The sequence below is a fragment of the Micromonospora sp. CPCC 205558 genome (assembly GCF_036902955.1).
Lineage (GTDB): Bacteria > Actinomycetota > Actinomycetes > Mycobacteriales > Micromonosporaceae > Micromonospora.
In genome coordinates this window covers 54,420-73,313 of sequence record NZ_JBAKHR010000011.1, presented here as the reverse complement: position 1 = coordinate 73,313, position 18,894 = coordinate 54,420, and the positions used below count along the sequence as shown (strand labels likewise).

At 70.4% G+C, this 18,894-nt stretch carries 14 protein-coding genes and 2 tRNA genes; 10 read left to right on the top strand and 6 right to left on the bottom strand.

Going from position 1 to position 18,894, the window contains the following annotated elements:
• Window positions 1-18 precede the first annotated feature (18 nt).
• Window positions 19-384, top strand: coding sequence for a WhiB family transcriptional regulator (locus tag V6U86_RS15245; protein ID WP_030337583.1), 366 nt, complete (start codon window positions 19-21; stop codon window positions 382-384).
• A 368-nt stretch (window positions 385-752) separates the two neighbouring features.
• On the opposite strand, the gene V6U86_RS15240 is transcribed toward V6U86_RS15245, so the two are convergent.
• From V6U86_RS15240 to V6U86_RS15230, 3 genes are all read right to left on the bottom strand, one after another.
• On the bottom strand, window positions 753-2,099 hold the full coding sequence (locus V6U86_RS15240; RefSeq protein ID WP_334503545.1) for an ABC1 kinase family protein: 1,347 nt from the start codon (window positions 2,097-2,099) through the stop codon (window positions 753-755).
• Window positions 2,096-3,208, bottom strand: a complete 1,113-nt coding sequence (locus V6U86_RS15235) for a TOMM precursor leader peptide-binding protein (RefSeq protein ID WP_334503543.1) — start codon at window positions 3,206-3,208, stop codon at window positions 2,096-2,098. Before V6U86_RS15235 ends, V6U86_RS15240 begins: the two co-directional genes overlap by 4 nt.
• Window positions 3,209-3,428: 220 nt before the next feature.
• A complete protein-coding gene (locus V6U86_RS15230) occupies window positions 3,429-3,599 on the bottom strand; it encodes a DUF5679 domain-containing protein (protein ID WP_167457767.1) in 171 nt (56 codons plus the stop codon).
• 513 nt (window positions 3,600-4,112) lie between these two features.
• On the opposite strand from V6U86_RS15230, the gene V6U86_RS15225 reads away from it, so the two are divergent.
• Together V6U86_RS15225 and V6U86_RS15220 are read left to right on the top strand one after the other, a co-directional pair.
• The gene (locus tag V6U86_RS15225; RefSeq protein ID WP_334503541.1) at window positions 4,113-4,643 is read left to right on the top strand and encodes a M48 metallopeptidase family protein; all 531 of its coding nucleotides are present in this window, start codon (window positions 4,113-4,115) and stop codon (window positions 4,641-4,643) included.
• Between the two features lie 171 nt (window positions 4,644-4,814).
• Window positions 4,815-5,423 (top strand): hypothetical protein, encoded by a 609-nt coding sequence (locus V6U86_RS15220; RefSeq protein ID WP_334503539.1) that lies wholly within the window; start codon window positions 4,815-4,817, stop codon window positions 5,421-5,423.
• Between the two features lie 136 nt (window positions 5,424-5,559).
• Here V6U86_RS15220 and V6U86_RS15215 read toward each other — a convergent pair whose 3' ends face one another.
• Entirely contained in the window at window positions 5,560-6,825 is a 1,266-nt protein-coding gene (locus tag V6U86_RS15215) for a zinc-dependent metalloprotease (RefSeq protein WP_334503863.1), read from the bottom strand.
• 184 nt (window positions 6,826-7,009) lie between these two features.
• On the opposite strand from V6U86_RS15215, the gene V6U86_RS15210 reads away from it, so the two are divergent.
• From V6U86_RS15210 to V6U86_RS15185, 6 genes are all read left to right on the top strand, one after another.
• Window positions 7,010-8,023 carry a YlbL family protein gene (locus tag V6U86_RS15210; protein WP_334503537.1) on the top strand — a complete coding sequence of 338 codons (1,014 nt, stop codon included), beginning with the start codon at window positions 7,010-7,012 and terminating at the stop codon, window positions 8,021-8,023.
• Window positions 8,024-8,119: 96 nt separating this feature from the next.
• Window positions 8,120-11,104 (top strand): UPF0182 family membrane protein, encoded by a 2,985-nt coding sequence (locus V6U86_RS15205; RefSeq protein WP_334503535.1) that lies wholly within the window; start codon window positions 8,120-8,122, stop codon window positions 11,102-11,104.
• 187 nt (window positions 11,105-11,291) lie between these two features.
• Entirely contained in the window at window positions 11,292-11,801 is a 510-nt protein-coding gene (locus V6U86_RS15200) for an RNA polymerase sigma factor (protein WP_334503533.1), read from the top strand.
• On the top strand, window positions 11,791-12,729 hold the full coding sequence (locus tag V6U86_RS15195; protein WP_334503531.1) for a hypothetical protein: 939 nt from the start codon (window positions 11,791-11,793) through the stop codon (window positions 12,727-12,729). The genes V6U86_RS15200 and V6U86_RS15195 overlap by 11 nt, the downstream gene beginning before the upstream one ends.
• A gap of 83 nt (window positions 12,730-12,812) precedes the next feature.
• Window positions 12,813-12,886, top strand: a tRNA-Met gene (locus V6U86_RS15190).
• 135 nt (window positions 12,887-13,021) lie between these two features.
• Window positions 13,022-13,098 (top strand) — tRNA-Met (locus V6U86_RS15185).
• A gap of 117 nt (window positions 13,099-13,215) precedes the next feature.
• On the opposite strand, the gene V6U86_RS15180 is transcribed toward V6U86_RS15185, so the two are convergent.
• Window positions 13,216-16,824 (bottom strand): S8 family serine peptidase, encoded by a 3,609-nt coding sequence (locus V6U86_RS15180; RefSeq protein ID WP_334503529.1) that lies wholly within the window; start codon window positions 16,822-16,824, stop codon window positions 13,216-13,218.
• A 364-nt stretch (window positions 16,825-17,188) separates the two neighbouring features.
• Between V6U86_RS15180 and V6U86_RS15175 the strand changes: the two genes are divergently transcribed.
• Window positions 17,189-17,437: a hypothetical protein gene (locus tag V6U86_RS15175; RefSeq protein ID WP_334503527.1), complete on the top strand. Its 249-nt coding sequence runs from the start codon at window positions 17,189-17,191 to the stop codon at window positions 17,435-17,437.
• 56 nt (window positions 17,438-17,493) lie between these two features.
• Here the strand turns inward: V6U86_RS15175 and V6U86_RS15170 are convergent, their stop codons facing one another.
• Window positions 17,494-18,813, bottom strand: a complete 1,320-nt coding sequence (locus V6U86_RS15170; RefSeq protein ID WP_334503525.1) for an ABC transporter substrate-binding protein — start codon at window positions 18,811-18,813, stop codon at window positions 17,494-17,496.
• Window positions 18,814-18,894: the final 81 nt, after the last annotated feature.

Genomic DNA, 18,894 nt, shown 5'->3' with positions numbered 1-18,894 from the left:
GAGAGAGGTGACCGGGAGATGAGTCTGGCGTTGGCCCCCCTCGACATGAGCGTCGAGATGGAGGCGAACCTGCCCTGCCGGAAGTTCGACCCCGACCTGTGGTTCTCCGACTCGCCCACCGAGCTCGAGCTGGCCAAGTCGCTCTGCGGGGACTGCCCGCTGCGCGTCGAGTGCCTGGCCGGAGCCGTTGAGCGAGCGGAGCCGTGGGGCGTCTGGGGCGGCGAGATCTTCGAGCGTGGCGCGGTTGTCCCGCGTAAGCGGCCCCGTGGCCGTCCGCGTAAGGAAGACGTCGCCCGTGACGCTGCGCTTCGGGTCGAGGCCGAGGCGCGCCTGGCGGCCAGTGGGCTGTCCGAGGTGCGTGGCGCGGTCCGGCTGGCAGCCTGACATGTTCCCGACCAGTTCCAACTACGCCGGTGGCACACCGGCAGTGAGTGAGAAAACGATGTTGAACATTCCGAGTGGGGCCTTCGAGATGCAACTACTCCACGAAGCGTTGACCCGGGCTCGAATGCGGCGGCCTCAGGCCGGTCGTACCACCACGAGCACTGAGGCAACCCGATCCGCCCGTACCGTCGCCATGACCGGCCGCAACCAGGCGGCCCGCGACCTGGGCGTTCTCTAGTACCACCCCACTGGGGAAGGGCGGGTGCCGACCGGCACCCGCCCTTCCCCATGTCGTGAAGCGTCCGAGCCTTGGCGCGGTCAGGCCGCCCGAGCCTTGGCGCGGTCAGGCGGCTCGGGACTCGGCGCGGTCAGGCGACCGGAGCAAAGCCGGGCAGCCAGCGCTCCAGGATGCTCCGGTAGGGAGCCTTCGCCTCCAACTGGCAGAGCACCCCGATCGACCCGAGTGTCACCCGGTGGATCAGCAGGTACGACGGTGGCAGGTTGAGCTGCCTGCTCAGCTGGTACGTGGGGGAGCGAGGGCTGGCCAGTCGACCCGCCTCGGCCCGTAGCCAGGCTCGGGTGAACCGGAAGCCGTCCGCCGCGATGGGTTCCAGCATGGGGCGCATGAAGTCGAGCACCCCCTCGGCGTCGATCTCCTCGGCCGAGCCGATGAACCCCTCCGAGCGCAGCCCCGCCACCACCTCGTCGGCATTGCCGCGCAGGGCCATCGCGGCGATCCGACCGATCGGCTCCGGAGTGCCCTCCGGCATCCGGGCCACCGCACCGAAGTCGATCACCCCGAGCCGACCGTCGGGCAGCAGCCGAAAGTTTCCCGGGTGCGGGTCGGCGTGCAGCAGCCCAGCCCGCTGCGGCGCGGACAGGTGCAGGGTGGCCATCAACCGGCCGGCCTCGTCCCGATCCTCCTCGGTGCCCTCGCGGATGATGTCGGCCAGCGGGGTGCCCGTCACCCACTCGGTGACCAGCACCCGGGGCGAGGCGTCTACCACTTCCGGGATGAAGATCTCCGGGTCGTCGGCGTACGCGGCGGCGAAGGCGCGCTGCGACTCGGCCTCCAACTCGTAGTCCAACTCCTCGGTGATCCGTTCGCGCAGCTCGGTCAGGAGCGGCTTGACGTCCAGGCCGGGCTGGATGGCACGGAACATCCCACCCAGTCGAGAGAGCTGCTTGAGGTCGGCGAGCAGGGCGTCACCTGCCCCCGGATATTGGATCTTGACCGCTACGTCGCGGCTGTTCGGTGCGCCCGTCTCGTCGAACCCCGGCTCGCGCCAGCGCGCCCGGTGCACCTGGCCGATGCTCGCGGCGGCGGCGGGGACGTCGTTGAACTCGACGAACAGGTCCCGCCAGTCGGGGCCGAGCTGCTCGGCCAGCACCTTGTGCACGCTGGCGGCCGGCAGCGGTGGCGCAGCCTCCTGCAACTTCGTCAACGCCTGCCGGTAGGGCGCGGCAATCTCCTCCGGCAATGCCGCCTCGAAGACCGACAGCGCCTGGCCGAACTTCATCGCCCCGCCCTTGAGCTGGCCCAGCACGCTGAACAGCTGCTCGGCGGTGCGCTGCTGGATCTCTGCCGAGATCACGTCGGAGGCGAGCCCGGTGACGCGCTTTCCCATCCCGAGAACGGTCCGGCCGGCGAAGCCGAGCGGCAGGGCGGCGAGCTTGGCGGTGCGGGACACGGCGCGGCGCGGGATGTCGGTCACCCGGTCATTGTTACCGACCGGAGGGCACCCCTGCTGCTCTGCGGCCGGGCTGGTCCGGACACTCGTCCCTGCGAGCACCCACACGCCGGGTGTGGCGGCCAACCCCGACGACGGAAATGGCCGGCACCGGTGATCTCCATGGCGCCACCGAGCGTCTCCGGATGGCCTCCGTCCAGCTGCGTCAGTGCCTCGGCCAGCGCGTACCCGCAGGCGGCGAGCAGGGTGCCGGTCGTTCCGGCGGCCGCCGGGTCGGCGGCGGCGAGTTGAGCGGCGAGCCGCGGCCAGTCCGGGTCGCGGTCGGCCCGGTGCAGCTCGACGCAGTGCAGGCAGGGGCCGGCGGGCGGGCGGACCAACGGCCCGATCACCGGTACGCCTTCGCGGAGCGTGACCAGCAGGTGCGGCTGCCGGCGCTGGGCGAGACCGGCGGCGAGCAGTGCGGGAGGCCGGTCCGAGCCGAGCTGGATAACCAGGTCGATCCGCCCGGCGCGGCTCGGGTTTGTGCCGGTGCCCGGTGCGACGCGGTTGACCGCGGCTCGCACAGCAGGCGCCAACGGGCGACCAAGATCGGTGGCGGGGATGCCCGTGCCGATCAGATCGACGGGGCGTACCGGGCCGGTGAGCTGGGGAATCACCTGCCCCACGCCGGACTGGGCCAACGCCACCGTCAGCGGCCCGCCGAGCGCACCGGGGCCGGTGAGCAGGACGCGGGACGCCCGCCGCCGACGCAGGACCTGCGCCGGGGTGCCGGGCAGTCGGGCGGCGGTCAGGGCCAGCGCGCCGGCCTCTGCCGCGAGCCGGGCACGGACCGGGCCGGTCAGGTCGCGGGGGAGCAGGCTGTGCGCGGGCACCAACAGGCCGGCGCTGTGCAGTGTGTCGAGCAGGGTGCGCGCGTCGTCGGTGTTGACCTTGGCGGTCGCCGCCTCGGCCAGCACGGTGCGCTCGCTGCGGGTGCCGTCGAGCAGGTCGAGCAGGTGGGCGGCGCGGGGGTTGGCCAACTCCAGGAGGACGGCCGGCCCGGGGCCGACGCCGAGTTGGAGGGTGTGCCGGTCCCGCCAGAGCCGGCTGAGGCCGGGCAGCAGGGTGGGGCGGGGCAGTACGGTGCGGCTCATGGTCACGAATCGTGACCGCATCCTCGCGCTTGGTCGATCGTTGTCCACAGGCGGCCAGGCCGCTGTCCAGCGCTATCCACAGGATTTGGCGAGTTTTCCACAGCCCGCCGTCCCTGTTGTCGGTCAGCCGACAGGGCTACCGACGTCGGTGGCACCGAACTCGCGATGGCAACGGGGTGGGGTGGCCAGCAGCCACCCCACCCCGTTCAACCCGTTCGGGTCAGACCTTGGCCTTGCCCAGAATGCGGTTCACTGTTGTTCCGCATACCGGACACTTGCCCTTGGCCATGTTCATTCCGGTCTTCGAGACCTCGACGTGCCCCTCGAAGTCCCGCTTCTCCTTGCACTTCACGCAGTAACCGTTGTAGGTCGTCTGGGCCTGGTCGGCCACGGTGCCCTCCTCGTCTCGTCCGCCGGTCAATGCCGTTCCGGCGGGGTGCCCGGCGGCGGGCCACACGGGGCGCCGGCGCTGGGTCTCACTCCGCGGCCACCTTCGTGACCGCTGGTTCGCGGACCCTACCCAGGTCTGGGCAGTTCCATGTCAGCTGTGCATCGACACTGTGAGCAAGTCGACGTCGAGAGTGTGCATGGCGAAATAGGTCGGATAAGTCAGTTTGGCGGGGACACGCCGACCAAACCTTGACAGCCACCCGTGCGAGTGCCCCCGCGGGGGCATCCGGGACGGTGATCACCTACGGTGGGGAGGTGCCGCGTACCGGTGCCATCGGCGTTCACGAAGGGTGACGAGATGGCGCGATGGCGCTGCAGTCAAGAAATTTTCGGGACGCCTAGCGACCAATCACCACTTTCTGGGCGCGTGTCGCGCGGTTGACCCTTGCGGACCCCTGGTCAGTGGGCATTAGCTTTCCTTCGTGACACGTAGCCGAGGCTGCGCGGGCCAGTGATGGCGGGGACGCGCAAGCCGGTCGTCGAGGTGCGGCGCAGCCAGCGTCGACGACGCACGGTGTCCGCGTACCGTGACGGTGAGCGAGTGGTCGTCCTCATCCCCGACCAGTTCTCCCGCGCTGAGGAGAGCGAGTGGGTCGATCGGATGCTCGCCCGACTCGCCGCGCGGGAGGGGCGCCTCGCCCGCTCCGATGCCGAGCTACTGGCCCGCGCCAACCGGCTCATCGACCTCTACCTCGCCGAATACGCCACGAAAGCGGTGCCGGCCAGCGTCCGCTGGGTCACCAACCAGAACGGCCGTTGGGGCTCCTGCACGCCGGCAGACCGCAGCATCCGAATCTCGCACCGCGTCCAGGAGATGCCCGAATGGGTGATCGACTACGTGCTGCTCCACGAGTTGGCGCACCTCATCGTGCCCAGCCACAACGCCCGGTTCTGGGCGTTGGTTGGTCGCTACCCCAAGGCGGAACGCGCTCGCGGCTACCTCGAAGGGGTCGCCGCCGCCTCCTGCGCACCGCTCCCCACCTGATCCACACCCCTGCGGAGCTCCGTCAGGTGTCGGGTGAGGCGCGATCGGTCTAGATCAACTCGGTTTCCTGAATACCGCGCTATCGACGACCCAATGACACCGCGACTTTCATGAAGCCGAGTCGATCACGTCACCGAATGGGCACGCCCGGTGGGGCGCTAGGGTCGGGGGATGGCGCGACGGGTGGTGGTGGCGTTACTTGGGCCGGTGTACTGGTCGCCGCCCGGCGTGGACCTGGCAGAGTGGCGAGCGGCTCTCGCGGAAGACGTCATCGACCTGCTCGCCACGCTCAACGAGGTGGAGGTCGCGGTCGCGGTGACCCCGGCCGACCGGGCTCTGGCCGATGCGCTGGTCTGGCCCGGCACAGCGGTGTACGAGGTGGCCGAGCCGACACCCAACGCCGTGTTCGCCGCGCTGGAGGGGTACGACCAAGCGGCCGTGCTGGTCAGTGACGTGCCTGACCTGCCCGCACTGACCGTCGGCAAGCTGCTCCGCCCACTCACCACCCGACCGGTCGCCGTGGCTCCGGTCGAGGGCGGCGGTCCGGGTCTGCTCGGAGTCGCGGTACGACTGCCCGCGCCGAGCTGGCTACCGACGCTGGAACTGGACACGGCGACGCCGGCGCAGGCGCGCGCCAACGCCCCGCGACCGGGTGACGTGGCGGTCACCGCCGGCTGGCGCCGGCTGCGTGGCCCGGCCGACCTGGCCACGCTGGACCCAGCCTTCGAGGGTTGGGAAGCGACGCGCGCCCTTCTCTCCGGTTCAGGCCGACCTGCCTGAACCGCTGGCACTGCCTGAACCGCCGGCCCTGACTGGACCGCCGGCACTGCCTGAGCCTCCGGGCAGCCGAACGCGCCCCGGGTGCCCGCTGTCGATCATGCGGGCACCCGGGGCGCAGGTCGTCGATGCGCGGACGTCAGGACTTGGCGTCGCCCTCACCGTCGGTCTCGTCGGACGGACCCGACTGACCCGACGGACCAGCCTGACCCGACGGGCCCGACTGGCCGGGGGCCTGCTCCTCGACCCCTCCGGGGGCGGTGAAGTCGAAGCTGTCCAGCTCGCTGAGGTCCATGTCGTTCATCGCGAAGGCGACCGGGTCGGCGAAGTCGTCGTCCGACGGGAGCAGGTCCGGGTGGCCCCAGACGGCGTCGCGGCCTTCGATGCCACGGTGCTGGGTGAGCGCCGCCCAGAGTGCTGCGGCTTCGCGCAGCCGGCGGGGGCGCAGCTCCAGACCGACCAGCGCGGCGAAGGTCTGCTCGGCGGGACCGCCGGCGGCCCGGCGACGGCGGAACGCCTCGCCCAACCGGACGACGTTGGGCAGCCGGTCGCTGGCGGCGCTGTCCACGACGTGGCACACCCAGCCCTCGACCAGGGCGAGTGCGGTTTCCAGGCGGGCCAGTGAGGCCTTCTGGGCCGGGGTGTCCTCCGGGGTGAAGATGCCCTCCAGGGCGATCGCCTGCATCGACTCCGGGTCGGTCGGGTCGACCCGCCCCATCGCTTCCTCGATCGCCTCCCGGTTGACCCGGATGCCCGAGGCGTACATCTCGACTGCGCTGAGCACGTGACCGCGCAGCCACGGGACGTGCTGGAACAGCCGCTGATGAGCGGCCTCGCGCAGCGCCACGTAGAGGCGGACCTCGTCCTCGGGCAGCTCCAGGCCCTCGCCGTACGCCCGGATGTTGGCCGGGATGAGCGCGGCGGTGCCGGCCGGGCCGAGCGGCAGCCCGATGTCGCCGGCGGAGAGCACCTCCGCGGCGAGCGAACCGAGGGCCTGGCCCAACTGGCCACCGAAGAGCGCGCCACCGAGGGACGCCACCATCGACTGCATCGGGCCGAGCTGGGCGCGCGCCTCCGGTGGCACCAGGTCGCCCATCGCGCCGACCATCCGGCTGGCGACGGGGTCGCACAGCTTGCGCCACACGTCCAGCGTCTTGAAGATCCACTCGTTGCGGTTCCACGCAACGGGGTTCTGGATGCCGGAGGGCCACGCCGAGGCGGGCTCCAACCAGAGGTCGGCCAGGCGCAGCGCCTCCTCGACCGCGTTGCGCTCGTACATCGACACAGCCGGGTCACCGGCGGCCGCGAGCTGACTGGCTGCGACCTGCCGGGCCAGGTCCCAGTTGACCGGCCCGCTGCCCGGCGCGGAGAGCAGGTGCTGCAACTGCGACATGAACTGCTGCATCTGCGCGGGATCGTTGGGGTCTGGTGGCTGCCCACCCGGGAGCGCGAATCCGAACGGAATATCAGGCACGACATCTACGGTACGCGGACCGCGCCCCAGGTCGCCGCTGCTGGCGTTGCGCTGAGGGCGAAGTCGCGTGGCGCATTCGGCGGGCGGCCCGGGCCCGGTCGGTACGCTCTGCGGCATGAGACGTCGTGGCCTGACGGTCCTGCTCGGGGCCCTGTTCACCGCCCTGCTGAGCATCGGGGTGCTCCGGGTGCCGATTCCGTACGTGGTGCTGGGCCCTGGTCCGACGGTCAACACCCTCGGTACGGCCGACGGTAAGGAGGTCATCCAGGTCACCGGTCGGGAGACCTCGACCTCGGCCGGCCAGTTGCGGCTGACCACGGTGGGGGTGCAGCCCACTGTGCGGTTGCGTGGGGCGATCGCGGGATGGTTCTCCGACGACGAGGCGGTGGTGCCGCGCGAGCTGGTCTACCCGCCGGGGGAGTCGACCGAGCAGGTCGAGCAGCGCAATGCCGAGGACTTCAAGGCGTCGCAGACCAGCGCGGAGACCGCCGCGTTGCGAAAGCTGGGCTTTCCGGTGCAGGTGGTGATCAAGACGGTGGCCGGGGACGGTCCGTCGGCCGGGGCGCTGAAGGCCGGCGATCTGATCACCTCGGTCGACGGCCAGCCGGTGCCGGTGGCCGCGAAGGTCACCGAGCTGGTCCGGGCCAAGCCAGCGGGCACGGCGTTGACCATCGGCTACACCCGTGACGGTGTGCCGGCCACCGCGACGGTGACCAGTCAGGAGCAGGACGGCCGACCGCGTATCGGGGTCGAGATCGATCAGCAGCAGCCGCACCCGTTCACGCTCGGTATCGACCTGGGGGACATCGGTGGGCCGAGCGCCGGTCTGATGTTCGCCCTGGGGATCGTGGACAAGTTGACCCCCGCCGACCTCACCGGCGGTCAGGTCATCGCCGGCACCGGCACCATCGACGACGAGGGTGTCGTCGGCCCGATCGGCGGGATCGCCCAGAAGCTGGTCGGCGCCAAGCGCGCCGGGGCGAAGGTCTTCCTGGTGCCGGCGGACAACTGCGCCGAGGCGGTCCGCAACCCACAGCCCGATCTGCCGCTGTTGCGGGTCGGCTCGTTGGACGAGGCGATGACCGCTCTGGAGACGTTGCGCGGGGGCGGTCAGCCGACGCGTTGCTGACGGGTGTGACCGTGCCCCGACACGCTCAGGAACACCCCGTACTCTGGGTGCCTGGTCGGAGCCGATCATATCGAGCGTGCGGAGCCAACAGTGGTCATGCGTAGCAGCAGCCCCCTCCCGAGAATGAGCCGGCGCGGGCGCGTCACCATCGCTGTCCTGGTCGGGGTGTTCGTGCTCTTCACCCTGCTCGGCTGGGGTGTCCAGGCGTGGACCGACTGGCTCTGGTTCGACGAGGTCCGCTACACCGAGGTCTTCACCGGTGTCCTGCTCACCCGGCTGGTGCTCTTCCTCGCCATCGGCCTCGGCATGGCGGTGATCGTCGGTGGCAACCTGTGGCTGGCCTACCGGTTGCGCCCGCGAATGCGTCCGCACTCGGTGGAGCAGGCGACCCTGGAGCGCTACCGGATGGTGCTCAGCCCGCGTCTGGGCACCTGGATCCTGCTGACCGCCGCGGTGGTCGGGCTCTTCGCCGGCCTCTCCGCGCAGAACCGGTGGAACCAGTGGCTGCTCTTCCGCAACGGCGGTGACTTCGGCATCAAGGACCCGGAGTTCGGGGTCGACATCGGCTTCTACGTCTTCCAACTGCCGTTCTGGCGTTACCTGCTCGGGGTCGCCTTCACCGCGGTGGTGCTGGCCGTGATCGGCGCGCTGGCGGTGCACTACCTCTTCGGCGGTGTCCGCCTGCAGGGCGTCGGTGACCGGATGAGCAACGCGGCCCGCGCGCACCTGAGCACCCTGGTCGCGGTCTTCGTGCTGCTGAAGGCGATCGCGTACGTGTTGGACCGGCGGGCGATGCTGCTGGAGTACAACGAGGGCGCCAAGTTGTACGGCGCCGGCTACGCCGACGTCAACGCGTTGCTGCCGGCGAAGGAGATCCTCGCCTACATCTCGATCGTGGTGGCGATCGCCATCCTCGTGTTCTCCAACGCCTGGATGCGGAACCTGGTCTGGCCGGGGATCTCGCTGGCGCTGCTGGGCGTGTCCGCGGTGGCCATCGGCGGCATCTACCCCTGGGCGGTGCAGACCTTCGAGGTCAAGCCGAGCGCCAAGGACAAGGAAGCGCCGTACATCCAGCGCAGCATCGACGCGACGCGGGCGGCGTTCGGGTTGGCGGCCACCGAGACGACCCCGTACGCGGCGAACAACCTCACCCCACCGGGGAACCTGGCCACCGACACCTCGGTGGTGTCGAACGTACGGCTGCTCGACCCGCAGTTGGTCAGCGAGACGTACACCCAGCTCCAGCAGGTGCGTGGCTTCTACGACTTCGGTCCGAAGCTGGACATCGACCGGTACGGGGTCAACGGCAACGTCTCCGATTACGTGGTCGGCGTCCGGGAGATCAACTACGGCGAGTTGACCGACCAGCAGAACACCTGGATCAACCGGCACACCGTCTACACCCACGGGTTCGGGCTGGTGGCCGCACCGGCCAACCAGGTGGTCTGCGGTGGGCAGCCGTTCTTCGTCTCCGGCTTCCTCGGCGAGAAGACCCAGGAGGCGTGCTCCTCGCAGACCGAGCAGATCCCGGCCAAGCAGCCGCGCATCTACTACGGCGAGCGGATGGAGGCCGACGACTACGCCATCGTCGGGCAGTCCGACCCGAACAAGAAGGCCGAGTTCGACCGGCCGGTCGGTGAGGGTGGCGGCGAGTCCTACACCTACACCGGCGAGGGCGGTGTGGAGATCGGTTCCTTCACCCGGCGACTGCTGTACGCCATCAAGGAGCAGGAGTCGAACTTCCTGCTCTCCGAGGCGGTCAACAAGGACTCCAAGCTGCTCTACGTGCGTAACCCGCGCGACCGGGTGGAGAAGGTCGCGCCGTTCCTCACCCTGGACGGCGACCCGTACCCGGCAGTGGTGGACGGTCGGGTGCAGTGGATCGTCGACGGTTACACCACGGCGGCCTCCTACCCGTACGCGGAGAAGGTCAACCTGCAGACCGAGACCACCGACGAGTTGACCAACCGGGGCACCTTCCAGCTGGCCCGGGAGGACGTCAACTACATGCGCAACTCGGTGAAGGCCACCGTCGACGCGTACGACGGCACGGTGAAGCTCTACGAGTACGACGACACCGACCCGGTGCTGAAGGCGTGGAACAAGGCGTTCGGCGGTGACCTGGTGCTGCCGAAGGCGGAGATCCCGGTCGAGCTGAGCGAGCACCTGCGCTACCCGGCGGACATGTTCAAGGTGCAGCGCAACCTGCTCACCAAGTTCCACGTGACCAACCCGGGTGACTTCTACTCCGCGCAGGACTTCTGGCAGGTGCCCAACGTGCCGGACGCTCCGGACAGCGGTCAGAAGCAGCCCCCGTACTACCTCTTCACCCAGTTCCCCGGGCAGGAGAGCCCCCGGTTCCAGCTCACCTCGGCGGTCACCCCGAACGGCCGGCAGAACCTCGCCGCGCTGATCTCCGGGTCGTACGTCGATGGTCAGCCCCGGCTGGAGGTGCTGGAGTTGCCGGATCAGACCCGGATCTCCGGCCCGGTGCAGGTGCACCAGCAGATGACCAACAACGCGAACATCCGTCAGCAGCTCAACCTGCTCTCCAGCAACCAGGCGCAGGTGCAGTACGGCAACCTGCTCTCGTTGCCCTTCGCCGACGGCATGCTCTACGTCGAGCCGGTCTACGTGAAGAGCAACCAGCAGGACGCGTACCCGCTGTTGCAGAAGGTGCTCCTCTCGTACGGTGATGGTGGCTCCTTCGTGGCGCTCGCCGACAACATCAACGACGGCATCAAGCAGTTGGTCGAGCAGGGTAAGAAGGCCGGGCAGGGCACGTCGCCGCCACCGACGACCGGGGGCAACCCGACGACTCCGACTCCGACGCCGTCGGGGACGGCGACGCCGACGCCGACGCCGACCCCCAGCGCCGGCACCCCGCCGCCGACCGGTGACCTGGCTGCCGCCGCGGACCGGGTGCAGACCGCGATCACCGAGGTCCGGGCCGCGCAGACGTCAGGCGACTTCGAGCGGTACGGGCGCGCGCTGAAGGCTCTCGACGAGGCGCTCACCGCGTTCCAGCAGGCGCAGCAGGCCGCTGGTGCGCCGGGTGCCACCCCGAGCGCCGGCGGCTGACCCGGCACGCCCGGGAGTACGTTTCGGAGCCCTCGTCGTCGGACCGCACCGGTCCGCACGGCGGGGGCTCCGCCGTGTCCGGAGCCGTGCCGCTCTGTCATCTCGCCGACAGGCGTGGACGGGGCCGCAACCTGCGGTATCGGCCCGCCGTCCTCATGTGCAACGGGGTGGATGAGGGGGAGCAGTGGTGAGGGACGCGCAGAGCTTCGATGACTTCTACCGCAGCAGCACGCGGCGGATGATGCGGTACGGCTATGCGGTCGTCGGCGACTACACCGAGGCGCAGGACCTGGTGCAGGAGGCGTACGCCCGGGCCTGGCGGCAGTGGGGGAGGTTGTCGGAGCATCCGGCGCCGGAGGCGTGGCTGCGGCTGGTCGTGGCCCGGTTGGCGACCGACCGCTGGCGGCGGCTGCGGGGTCTGCGCGGCGCGCTGCGGTTGGCCGGGCCCCCGCTGCCGGTGTCTCCGCCCAACGAGGACAGCGTGCTGCTGGTCCAGGCCCTGCGTCAGGTGCCGGCAACCCACCGGCGAGCGTTGGCGCTGCACTACCTGTTCGACATGCCGGTCGAGGAGATCGCCCATGAAATCGATGTGCCAGTCGGCACGGTGAAGTCGTGGCTTTCCCGCGGCCGGGCCCGACTCGCCGCGTTGCTGCCCGATCTGGTCGTCGTGGAATTGGAGGCCACCGATGTCGCATGAACTGTCCGAGCTGTACAGGTCCCTCGCCGCCGACGCGGACGCTCGCGAGCTGGGCCTTCCCGACGTGCTGCGGCACCAGGCGGACCGTCGGGCCCGGCTTCGTGCGGCCGGGAGCACCCTCGCCGTGGGGTTGGTGGTGGTGGGTGTGCTGATCGGGGCCCAGGTGGTCGCCCCGCCGCCGGCAGCCGTACCCGCGCCGGCCGGCATGTCGACCCCGACGCCGTCGGTGTCGCCGTCTCCGAACGTGACTGGCGGTGCGCCGTCGTCGCCTGTCACGCCGACCCCGCCGGGCCGCTCGCCGGGTGCGACGGCGACGTCTCCGGGTGTCAGCGGCACATCGCAGCCCAGGACGCCGACCAGCATCCCGGATCGGGCGTTCTTCGCGCTCGCGTCGGCCAACCAGATCGGCATCGCACCGCAGTTCCGGGACGTGGCCGCGCTGCCGGGCCTGTGCGGCGCGGACATCCCGAGCGAGACGGTCGTACACCGTCGAACCCGGCTCCTGGTCTACAAGCTGCCGCAGAACCCCGGCGAGGGGTACGTCCCGGACGGCAGCTACACCCACTCCATCGCGATCTACCGGGCCGGGCGCGCCGACGACGTGCTGGAGGAGTTGCGGCAGGCGGTGCGGGACTGCCCCGAGCAGAAGCTGCCGGGCGATGACACGTCGGCGCGGAGCAGGCAGCGGCTGCTCCCCGACAGCGGGTTCGGCGACGAGTCGGTGCTGTTCGAGATGCGCAGCGCGGGTCAGGACGTCAACGGCGACCCGACCGGTGTTCAGGACGTGCGGCTGGTCCGGGCGATCCGGGTCGGCGACGTGGTGACGATCCTCTGGGAGCAGGGCTGGGAGAACACCTCCAGCCAGCGGGCGCAGGTCGACGCGGACAGTCGCCGCGCGGTCGCCGCCATCCGGAGGTGGCTTGGCTGACCTGGTGTGCCGGCCCTCGATCCGGCGGATTCGGATGTCGTTTTGCGGGGCGCGGGGGAGGTGCGCTACGGTTAGCGAGCCGACGCGGGGTGGAGCAGCTCGGTAGCTCGCTGGGCTCATAACCCAGAGGTCGCAGGTTCAAATCCTGTCCCCGCTACGAGAGAAACACCAGTTCGAAGCCCGCCTCCGGGTCACCGGGGGCGGGCTTTCGACATTCTGTGGCACCGGCCGCAGCGCTTGGCGACCCCCACTGATCATCGCCGGGACGGATGGGTTAGTCTTAACCAGTCGACGCGGGGTGGAGCAGCTCGGTAGCTCGCTGGGCTCATAACCCAGAGGTCGCAGGTTCAAATCCTGTCCCCGCTACCATTGAAAGTGATATGAGTCCGGCCCCCACACTGTGGGGGCCGGACTTTTTTGGTGCCGCTGCGACATGAGGGCCCACGGAGGGGCCGGCACCTGGCAGGCACCGGCCCCCGGCGGGTTCTACCGCAGGCCGAAGGCCCGGGTGACGCTCTGCGTGACGCCGCCGCCGTTGCGCTGCTTGGCGGTGACCCGGAACGACACGAAGTCGGCCCGCTGCGGCGCGTTCAGGGACGCCTGCCAGGTGCCCTTCTTTTCCCGCAGGTCCTGCCGCTGCCAGGTCGCCCCGTCGTCGTAGGAGATCTCCAACGTGAGCGAGGAGACCGCGTCCGGAGCGGCGGCGCTGCCCAACACCATGGGCGTGATGGAGAGGTCGCTGCGACGCTTCGCCCGCCCCGTGAAGTCCACATCCGCCTCATAGTCCAGCTGGACCAGCGGGACGGCCTTGATCTCCTGGTTGCTACCGGAGACGAAGCTCCACTCGGTACGTGTGCTGGTCGAGTACGGGCTGAAGTCCGCAACGCCCGTCGTGTCGATGACCAGCCGGTACGGCAGTTTCTCCGGTGGCAGATCAGAGGCGTTGAGCCAGGGGAAGCCGGAGGCCTGGGCCACCTGCTTGTCGCCCTGGTAGAGGACGGCCCGCTGCGGCAGCCGGGTTCCGCCGCCGTGCGCGGCTCCCGCGTCGCTGAACACCTCGAGGGTGGCGCTGAACCAGGTGTCAGCCCGGACCAGGGTGTTGTTCAGGAGTAGGCGCGGCCGCATGATCGGGCCGAACCAGCGGTCCTTCTGTGAGCTGCCCGGCTGGTAGGTCGTTACGTCCGTGCGTGACTGCGCCCAGTCTCCGATGTCGGTCTGCTGCTGCCACTTGATGTCGCTGCTGGCGGTGACCCAGTCGGTCCGCGGCCCCGGGGAGACCGGCAGGGGTCGGAACGCGGGTGCGGCGGCGTAGGCGTACGGCGGGAAGTCCACCCGCCTTTCCAGCGACGACTGCCCCGGGATCGGGGAAAGCGTCAGGTCGATCCGGGCGAGGCTCCGGGCGTCGGTCTTGGCGGAGGGGTCGCTGGGCACCCCGCCGCGGTGGTGGTCGACCAGGTCGTAGAGGTATCGCGGCGCGGGGTGGGCCTCCACGGCCAGCCGTACCGACTTGCGACCGGCGGCGGCGATCTTCTGAATCAGCCGCTCGCCCTCGTCCGAGAGGAGGCTGGCGACCGGGATCGGGCCGGTCGTCACCACGTCAGGGTTGCCGTACCAGTCGTTCTTGCGGCCGTTCTCTGCGCTGACCACGAGGAGCATCGCCGCGCCGGCGGCGTGTGCCGCGGCAGCCTGATCCGTGGGGGCCACCGAGTCGTTGCTGCGGACGACCACCGCCTTGCCCCGTGCGGACAGTTGGGCGTAGTCACCCTTCGCGCCGTTGCCGGCGAAGACAGCGTCCAGCCGCGTGGTGCCGTCCGGCAGGGCCGGGGTTCCCGGCTGGAGCAGTGGTTCACTGAGGCGGCGGCCGTCGTAGCTGATCTCCAGCGGAGTCTGCTTGGCCCGGATCCGGGTGGCGAAGATGAAGCTGCCCTTCTTCACCTTCTCGGTGGGCAGCGCCCAGAGGCTGTCGTAGGCGGCGCTGGGGAAGGTGCTGGTGAGTAGGGCGGTCGAGTCGCTGGGCGACGGTTCGGTCGAGGTGAAGGAGCGGTGTACGTCGATCCTGCTGTTGGCGATCGTGGTTGGCTGGGCGGTCGCCACCTTCACCTCGCGGGCCTTCGACGCGTCGAGGGTGACGACCCGGTCGGCCGTCAACTCCACCTCAGGAGCGCTCAGCATCGCCATCCCGAGCGAGTGCGGACCGTTGCGCCCCTCCACGTCCACCGTGGTGACCAGGCTGTACGTGCCGGGAACCAGCCGGGCGTTGAGCTCGCCGTTCAGAGTCCACATGTACTGGTAGCCACCATCGGCGCTGAGGATCTCGACCTCGCCGTTCGCGGGTCGGCCGGCACGGTCCTTCAGGCGGAGGGAGAGTCCGTACTTCTTGGGCTCGACGGAGACCCCGACGGCGGTGTGCACCTCACCGGCTGCTGAGCGCGCCTTGACCTGTGCGGAGTGCTGGCCCTGCGTAAGGCCCTTCGGGTCCACCACGACGTCGACCGTCGAGGTTCCTCGCGCGGGCACGGTGACGTGGTTGGCGCCCGCCGTGAACGTCTGTGCGGGGTAGGCGCCGCGGTCGACCGAGATCTCCAAGGTGACCGGCTTGGCGGTGGTGTTGGTGTAGGTGATCTTCCGCTTGATCGGCTGCGGAGTCGTGCCCGACGCCCACTTGACGGGCCCGGCGTCGACCGACCCAGTCGCGATGACCTGATCCTGGTGGTACGCGGCGGCCACATCCAGCCGACCGGTGCCGGCCTGGTAGGCGTTGTAGTCGGGGGTACGGACGCTGGTGCCCATCAGCGCGTCCTTGATCTGCTGCGGGGTCCAGGTCGGGTGCTTCTGCACCAGCAGGGCGGCTGCCCCGGCGACGTGTGGGGCCGCCATCGAGGTGCCACTGTTCTCGACGTAGTAACCCGGGCTGAAGGGGCTGTAATGGGAGCTCGCCGCCAGCACGTTGACGCCGGGAGCGGTCAGGTCGGGCTTGAGGCCCTCGTCGTTCAGCCGCGGCCCGCCGCTGGAGAAGATGGCCAGGTGATCGGCGGCGTCCACCGCACCGACGGTGAGCGCGGCGTCCGCGGTGCCCGGTGCGCCAAGGGTGGACGGGTCGTTTCCATTGTTGCCGGCGGCGACGACGAAGAGCGCGCCCGTCTCAGCGGTCAGCTTGTTCACGGCCTGGCTCAGCGGGTCGTTCTGGGTGTGCCACGCGCTCACACCCAGGCTCATGTTGATCACCTTGGCGCGTTCGGTCCGGGCCGCCCACTCCATGCCCGCGACGATTCCCGAGATCGACCCGTTGCCGTTCTCGTCGAGGACTTTGCCGATCACCAGATCGGCCTCGGGGGCGACGCCCCGCTCCTTGCCGCCGGAGGCGGCGCCCGTCCCGGCGACGGTGGAGGCGGTGTGGGTGCCGTGCCCGTTGTGGTCGGAGACGTCCTGGCCGGGGATGAAGCTCCGTGACGCCACGATCTGGTTCGCGAAATCGGGGTGTTCGGCGTCCACGCCGCCGTCCAGGACGGCGACCCGGACATCCTTGCCGGTGCCGCCCGCAGCCCAGGCTGCGGGGGCGCCGATCTGCGCGGTGGTGTCGGCGAGGGTGGCCTTCGCCTTGCCGTCGAGCCAGACCGTGTCGACACCGGCCGTGAAGGAGGGTGCCGCGGTGGCGGCGCTGCGGCTGGTCGCCGACCCGGCACCGCCGGTGAGGCCTGACCAGAAGCGCGCGGCCTCCGACCGGCGGGTGCGGATCGCCTCACCATCGACGGAGGAGAGCTCCATCGTGATCTGCGCGCCCGGCAGCGTGGAGCCGGCCCGGAGTTTCGCCGAACCCGCCGCGCGGGTGACGATCAGGGGGAGTTCGGCGGTCCGCGTGTCGTCGAAGCCCTGCGCGATGAGCTGGGTGACGTTGAAGAGCTGCTTGTCGAGTCGACCGGTGGCGAGGTACGGCACCGCCTCGTCCGGGTACACGTAGGTGTCCCCGCGCTGGGTGGAGATCCGCACCGAGCCGGTGGCGCCTGGCGCGCGCGTGACGTCCACCGTGGGGGTGGAGGTGCCCCCGGTGCCCGGGGTCACCGTCACCCGGTCGCCGGTGATCAGCGTGACCGTCACGGGGGTGCGGTCCGCGCTGCCTGTCCGGGGCGGTGACGATGGCGGTGGCGCGGGAGGTGTGGTGGCGCCGTGGGCCGCCGTGGGGGTGCTCAGGAGAGCGGCGACGAGGGTGACGCCGACCGCTGCCGCCGCAGATCTTCGGATGCGAAGAATCCGCGCACTGTCTACAAAGTTGACCATGGAAAGAATCCGATCACCTCCGGAGATTCATGTAAAGATCATCATCTTTTCCGGGGTGTTGCGAGCACGTTGCGCGCCGGCCGGTGAGCACGTTGCGCGCCGCCGGGGAGTTTCGGACGATTCGGTCGCGGAATTCGAGGTGGACCGACGTGCCGAGGTTGCGTCCCTCGGCGAGGATGGGCACATGTCTTCATTCGGTAAGTGGTGGGGCCGCCTGAGCGCGGTCTTCGGTGCGGTCGTACTGGCGGTCTTCGTGCCGGTCGCGGCCTGGGCGTCCACGGGCACCGGCGAACTCGTGGTGGAGGCCGCCCGCCGGCGCGGCCGCAGCGGCTTCGGGGTGCTGCCGCTGCTCTGCTGCCTGGTGGTGGTCGCGATCGTCGTGTTCCTGGTGCTGCGTCTGACGCGCAACCGCCGGGGTGGCCCGCCGCGCTGAGCGGGTCGGGGGCGCCGACGGACCAGCAGCAGCCGGCCCCGGGCCGGCCGCTGGTGCTACACCGCCAGGGCCGCGATGGCCTGGGACAGGAAGCGCGCGGTGGCCTCGCGGGTGCCGTCGCGCTTGACGCGGATGCGTTCGGCGGCGGTGACCAGCAGGGTGCGCACCTTGGGGTGCCCCTGGGGCGGCGGTGCCGGCGCCGGCCCGAGCAGGTCGGCGATGCTGGCGCCGAACGCGGCGGCACGTCGCTGGGCCGGGTCGGTGATGCTGCCCTCGGCGTAGCGGCGGACCGCGGAACTGGCGTTCAGCCCACGCTCGTGGCCGAGGACGGCGCCGACCTCACCATTGTTGGTCAAGAAGTTGATCACGTCGACGACCGCGTCCGGGTGGCGGGTGCCCCGGAACGCGGCCCAGTACATCGACGCCCGTGCCCACTGGGCTCCCGGCGGGCCGGGGAAGCCGACGATGGCCAACTCGGATTTGCTGAGTCGTTGCAGCTCCGGTAGCTGATGCGACCAGGCGAAGGACGCGGCGGTAGCCCCGTTCACCACCAGCTGTCGGGCCGGCTCGCCGCTGTCGGCCTGCTCGACCAGCGCCGCGCTCGGCGTGGCCCGTGCTCGGCGAGCCCGCTGCCACAGCTCGAACCACGCGATCAGCTCGTCCGCGCCGAAACCGAGCTGGTTGCCCCGGTAGAACTCGCCGCCCTGCGACCGCAGCCAGAGCCAGAGCGCCCGGTAGTCGCCCGACCCGTCCATGGTGCCGGCCACCCGGCCGTCGCTGACCTCGGTGACCTGCGTGGCCCAGGCGATGTAGTCGGCCCACGTCATCCCGGCCCGTGGCTCCGGCATCTGCAGCTCCCGCAGCAGGTCCCGGTTGAACACCACGACGGCGTGGGTCTGCCCGGCGGCCACCGCCATCGTCCGCCCCTCCACCGTGCCGTAGCGGATCAGGCCTTCCGGTAGGCCCCGAAGATCCAGGTGCCGGTCGGTGAGGTCGAGGATGACCTGACGTTGGGTGTACTCGGTCAGCATGGCGTCGTCGATCTGGATCAGGTCCGGTACGTTCCCGCCGCCCGACTGGGTGGCCAGCCGGTCGTAGTAGCCGTCGGCGCCCTGCCAGGTGACCCGGAAGGTGACCCGGGGGTTGCGATTCGAGTAGAGCTGGAGCGCCTTCTCGGTGAGCTCGGCCCGTCTGGCGTCACCCCACCAGAAGACCGACAGCTCGACGGGCCCGTCATGGGTCGAGGTCGCGGCGCCGTCGCTGCATCCCGCCAGCCCGCCGGACGCGAGCAAAGGTGCGCCGAGCAGCGCGCCGAGCAGTCGGCGCCGGCCCAGGTCGGCGCCGAGGCGGTCGAGCGGCTGTCGAACAACGGGCACGGGGCTCTCCTGGACCTACGGGGGTGGCGGTCGGACCATTCACGCAGGCAGCGCACGAAGGTGTCAACGTCCGTCCGGTCA

Excerpts from the sequence above, each read along its gene's own strand:
- V6U86_RS15245 (WP_030337583.1), top strand. The coding sequence starts at position 19 with ATGAGTCTGGCGTTGGCCCCCCTCGACATGAGCGTCGAGATGGAGGCG.
- V6U86_RS15235 (WP_334503543.1), bottom strand. The coding sequence starts at position 3,208 with ATGAGCCGCACCGTACTGCCCCGCCCCACCCTGCTGCCCGGCCTCAGC.
- V6U86_RS15225 (WP_334503541.1), top strand. The coding sequence starts at position 4,113 with ATGGCGGGGACGCGCAAGCCGGTCGTCGAGGTGCGGCGCAGCCAGCGT.
- V6U86_RS15220 (WP_334503539.1), top strand. The coding sequence starts at position 4,815 with ATGGCGCGACGGGTGGTGGTGGCGTTACTTGGGCCGGTGTACTGGTCG.
- V6U86_RS15215 (WP_334503863.1), bottom strand. The coding sequence starts at position 6,825 with ATGCAGCAGTTCATGTCGCAGTTGCAGCACCTGCTCTCCGCGCCGGGC.
- V6U86_RS15210 (WP_334503537.1), top strand. The coding sequence starts at position 7,010 with ATGAGACGTCGTGGCCTGACGGTCCTGCTCGGGGCCCTGTTCACCGCC.
- V6U86_RS15205 (WP_334503535.1), top strand. The coding sequence starts at position 8,120 with ATGCGTAGCAGCAGCCCCCTCCCGAGAATGAGCCGGCGCGGGCGCGTC.
- V6U86_RS15195 (WP_334503531.1), top strand. The coding sequence starts at position 11,791 with ATGTCGCATGAACTGTCCGAGCTGTACAGGTCCCTCGCCGCCGACGCG.
- V6U86_RS15175 (WP_334503527.1), top strand. The coding sequence starts at position 17,189 with ATGTCTTCATTCGGTAAGTGGTGGGGCCGCCTGAGCGCGGTCTTCGGT.